General features: G+C 69.7%; 3 protein-coding genes. 1 reads left to right on the forward strand and 2 read right to left on the reverse strand.

Features of this window, described 5'->3' with window-relative positions:
• The first annotated feature begins 344 nt into the window (after window positions 1-344).
• Window positions 345-1,346, forward strand: a complete 1,002-nt coding sequence (locus D183_RS0102730) for a restriction endonuclease (protein ID WP_026144127.1) — start codon at window positions 345-347, stop codon at window positions 1,344-1,346.
• Between the two features lie 104 nt (window positions 1,347-1,450).
• Here D183_RS0102730 and D183_RS0102735 read toward each other — a convergent pair whose 3' ends face one another.
• Together D183_RS0102735 and hutC are read right to left on the reverse strand one after the other, a co-directional pair.
• On the reverse strand, window positions 1,451-3,439 hold the full coding sequence (locus D183_RS0102735) for an SDR family oxidoreductase (RefSeq protein WP_017907638.1): 1,989 nt from the start codon (window positions 3,437-3,439) through the stop codon (window positions 1,451-1,453).
• A gap of 278 nt (window positions 3,440-3,717) precedes the next feature.
• Complete coding sequence (gene hutC, locus D183_RS0102740; protein ID WP_026144128.1) at window positions 3,718-4,449, reverse strand: histidine utilization repressor; 732 nt, start codon at window positions 4,447-4,449, stop codon at window positions 3,718-3,720.
• Window positions 4,450-4,552 lie beyond the last annotated feature (103 nt).

Consider the following 4,552-nt stretch of genomic DNA (forward strand, 5'->3'; position numbering starts at 1 on the left):
CCCCCCGCCGGCGCCGCCAAGCGCGCAGCACCGGCGCGCCGACCTGCCGGCCCGGTGGTCGCCAAGGTCGCGCCAGCCAAGCGCGCGGCCGCGCCCAAGCGCGCCAGCCGCAAGCGCAGCGAGACGCCGACCCCGGCCGAGTAACCGGATTGTTGCAAAGCAGCACGTTTTTCCAGACAATCGAAACGGACCCGCCAGTCCATCAGAAGACCGTTTGCTCCCCTCCCCTCTCGGCTTCGGACTGGCGGGTCTTTTTTGTCCGCCGTCCACCGCTGTCGCCTTGCCGGCGCCGTGACACGCTGGCGATACACTGACTTCCTTACGGCGCGTGTGCGGGTGCGAGCATGTTTTCCTGGATAGCGGCAGCGATCTTGGCAGTCGCGGCATGGCTGGCGGCCAGCCTCTACCTGTGGCTGGTACGGCGCCGCGAGAATGAGGCTAGCGCCGGACTGCATGCGCTGGCCGGCCTGCACTGGCGCGATTTCTCCTACATGGTGCGGCGCGCAATGCGCGAACAGCGCGACCTGCAGGACGCCACCGTCGACGAGCACACGAGCCAGGAACCGCAAAGCGACTTCGTGATGACCCGCGGCGACGCGCGCTGGCTGCTGTCGTGCAAGCACGGCCGGGCCTACCGGATCGGCTCGGCCGCGGTCAACGAACTGGGCGCGGCGGCACGGCTGATGGGCGCGCAGGGCGGCATCCTGATCACCGAGGGCAAGGTGCAGCGCGACGGCATCGCCGCGGCCGAGAAGCAGGCGGTGGAAATCCTCGACGGCCCGCGCATCTGGCCGATGCTCAAGCCCTACCTGCCCAGCGAACTGGAAGACGGCGTGATCGGCGCCAGCCGCCGCCGCGCGCAGCGCCACATCGCCATCGCCGGCCTGGCCTCGCTGGCCCTGGGCGTGGTGACCGGCGTCGGTGCGCTGGCATTGCAGCAGCCCGCAGAGCCTCCGGCAGCCGTGACCGCAACAGCGTCATCGCCTACGCCCGCTGCCGCAGCCGCGCCTACGCCGGCCGCAACCACGCCAACGAGCACCACCGCTGCCGCGCCCCAGCCTGCGCTGGACGACGCCGGCGACCTGGCCGACCCCGATCCCACCACCGAACAGCGCAACCGCCAGGAACTCTCCAAGGCCCTGGCCGGCACACCGGGCGTGATCCGCGGCATCTGGCAGACGCAGATGACCCTGGTGGTCGACCGCAGCGGCGACGACGCCCAGGTGTGGCCGCGCATCTGCCGCGAAGTGGAGCGCTACCCGTCCCTGCGCACCGTCCGCATCCAGCTCAACCCGCGCCCCGGCCACGAGGAACCGGTGCGGTGGCGGCAATGCAGGACGTTTTGATAAGCCGGGATTGGGGAATCGGGATTGGGGATTGGTAAAAGCGGATCAGCGCGCCGGATGCGCTTTTGCGAATCCCCAATCCCGACTCTCCAATCCCCGCCCCATCACCAATGGACGCCCCGCATCAACGCCGCAAACGCGATCTGCTCCTGGCTCGGCTTGGTCTCGCGTAGCGCCTTGCGGTCGCCCTTGGCCGCGGCCGAATCGGGGAACAGTTCGAAGGCGGTGTTCATCACCACCTCGTAGGCCTTCGGCGCCACGGCGTTGACCAGGGCGGCGAAGATGCCCAAGCGGGTGGCCACGCGGCTGGGGCGTTCGATGATCGCCTTGACCATCAGGTCGGCGGCCTCGTCCACGCTCAGTGTCGGCACGCTGTCGTACATCTTGGTCGGGGCGATCATCGGGGTCTTCACCAGCGGCATGTTGACCGTGGTGAAGCTGATGCCCTTGCCCGACAGCTCGCCCTGCGCGCAGCGGCTCCAGGCGTCCAGCGCCGCCTTGGAGGCGACGTAGGCGGAGAAGCGCGGCGAGTTGGCCAGCACGCCGATCGAGCTGACGTTGATGATGTGGCCCTTGCGCCGCGCGGTCATGCCCGGCAGCACGCCCATGATCAGGCGCAGGCTGCCGAAGTAGTTCAGCTGCATGGTCCGCTCGAAATCGTGGAAGCGGTCGTAGCTGAGTTCGATCGAGCGGCGGATCGAGCGGCCGGCGTTGTTGATCAGCACATCGACATGGCCATGCGCGTCCAGCACGGTCTTGAGCAGGCGGTCGCAGTCGGCCAGGTCCGACAGGTCGGCGGTGTAGGCGAAGACCTTGCCGCCCTTGGCGTTCATCGCATCGCGCGCGGCATGCAGTTCCTGTTCGCCGCGGGCCACGATGACGGTGATGGCGCCGGCCTCGGCGACGCGTTGCGCGGTGGCCAGGCCGATGCCCGAGGAGCCGCCGGTGATCAACACCACCTTGCCGCGGACCTTGCCCTTGAGCGAACGGTCGACGAACAGGTCCGGGTCCAGGTGCCGTTCCCAGTGGTCCCACAGGCGCCAGGCGTAGTCTTCCAGCCGCGGCACGGCGATGCCGCTGCCCTTGAGCGCGCGCTCGGTCTCGCGGCTGTCGAAGCGCGTGGGATAGGTGATGAACTTCAGCACTTCGCGCGGGATGCGGAAGTCGCGCAACAGCATGCCGGTGAAGCGGCGGATCGGCGGCAGGCTGCCGACCGCGGCGCGGATGCTGGAGGGCACGAACGCGAACATGCGCGCGTCCACCCGCAGGGTCATCTCCGGGGCGTGGCCGGCACGGCAGAACACGTTGAGCACCTCGCCCACGCGCAGCGGCTCGGGGTCGGTGAGGTGGAAGGTGTGGCCGTCGAGCTTGGGCTTGTGCGCGATGTGGTCCATCGCGTCGGCGACGAAGTCCACCGGCACCAGGTTGATCCGTCCGCCCTCGATGCCCAGCATCGGCGCCCACGGCGGCAGCAGCTGGCGCAGCTTCTTGATCAGCGGGAAGAAGTAGTACGGGCCGTCGATCTTGTCGATGGCGCCGGTGCGCGAATCGCCGACCACCATCGCCGGGCGGTAGATGCGCCACTTGATCCGGGTCTCGGCGCGCACCAGCGCCTCGGCATCGTGCTTGGTGCGCAGGTAGGGATCGTCCAGGCCCTCGGCTTCCTCGAACATGTCTTCGCGGAAGATGCCCGGGTACAGCCCGGCCACCGCGATCGAACTGGTGTGGTGGAAGATGCCGGCGCTGATCTGCGCGGCCAGTTCCAGTGCATTGCGGGTGCCGTCGAGGTTGGCGATGCGCTGGTCCTCGGCCTTGGCGGTGAGGTCGTACAGCGCGGCCAGATGGAAGAAATGCTTGACCTTGCCGTGCAGCGCCTTGCGTTGCGCCGCGGACAGCCCGCAGTACGCCGCGCCGACGTCGCCGTGCAGCACCACCAGGCGCTTGGGATCCCAGCCCTGCTCGCGCACCAACGCATCGAACTTGCGCTGCGACTCCTTGCGCAGCAGGACATGCACGACGCCCTTGCGCCGCATCAGCTTGGCCATCAGGTAGCGGCCGATGAAACCGGTGGCGCCTGTCACGAAATACGTCATGCCGAACCATCCCTCGTTCCGCGGCCACGGCCCCTCGCCCGGCCCCGGCGCTAACTTGCCAGAGTGCGGCGGGCAGGACAAACGCACGCCGGCGTATGGCGAACGTGCGGCATCGCAGCATCGCGCACCGGCGAGGCGACTGCGCGTGCCTCATCATCCGTGCTCGTCGCGCGTCGTGTCGCGTCCTGGAAGAGCGGCGTCAACCGCGATTGCCTCCCACGGACACCTTCGTCGCGCCGGCGTACATGAGTTGCCTGCAGTCGCCGTGCGCGCCAGGCTCAGCGCGCGCCTGGCGAGAACCGCGCGACCAGGTCGTAGGTGTCGCCGAGGAACACCTGGCGCACGAAGGTCACCGCCTGCTCGCCGCGCCAGGTGCGGCGGTCGATCAGTAGACACGCGGTGCCGGCCGGCACCTGCAGGCGCGCCGCCTGCGCGGCGCTGGCGCCGACCGCGCTGATGCGGTGTTCGGCGCGGGTCCACGGCACGTGCTGCAGCAGCCAGCTGCCGGGCACGGTCACCGCGAAGTCCATCTGCAAGGCCTCCGGCACCGCCACCGGATTGATCACCCGCTCTTCCAGCGCGAACGGACGGCCGTCGGCGTAGTGCAGGCATTGCAGCGCCAGCAGGCTGCCGCCCGCGGCGACCTCGGCCTCCTGCGGCAACGCCGCGCGCGGCGCGCGCTGCTGCCGCTCCAGCAGTTCGAAACGGTAGGCATGGCCACGCGCGGCGACCTCGACCGGGATATCCGGGATCTCCAGCGCCACCTGCTCCATGTGCGGATGCGGCCGCGCCACGAACGAACCGGCGCGGCGTCGGCGCTCGATCATGCCGGCGTCGGCGAGCAGCGCCAGCACCTTGTTGACGGTCATCCGCGAGCAACCGTACTGCGCCATCAGTTCGTGCTCGAACGGAATGCGATGGCCGGGCGGCCACGCGCCGCTGCGGATGTGCGCCTCGATGTCGCGGCGGATGCGCTGGCTGAGCGGCAGCGTCGGCGCGGCCGGCGTCATCGGCAGTTCGTGCAGCGGCAGGCAGCGCACAGCGCGCGCGGGTCGCGGCTCATGCGTCCAGCAACCGGGTCAGCGCACGCGCGTAGCGGGCGGCGACGCCCTC

Origin of the sequence: Xanthomonas sp. SHU 199 (assembly GCF_000364665.1) — a bacterium.
GTDB lineage: Bacteria > Pseudomonadota > Gammaproteobacteria > Xanthomonadales > Xanthomonadaceae > Xanthomonas_A > Xanthomonas_A sontii.

Coding starts and splice junctions, on each gene's coding strand:
- D183_RS0102730 (WP_026144127.1), top strand. CDS start 345: ATGTTTTCCTGGATAGCGGCAGCGATCTTGGCAGTCGCGGCATGGCTG.
- D183_RS0102735 (WP_017907638.1), bottom strand. CDS start 3,439: ATGACGTATTTCGTGACAGGCGCCACCGGTTTCATCGGCCGCTACCTG.
- hutC (WP_026144128.1), bottom strand. CDS start 4,449: ATGACGCCGGCCGCGCCGACGCTGCCGCTCAGCCAGCGCATCCGCCGC.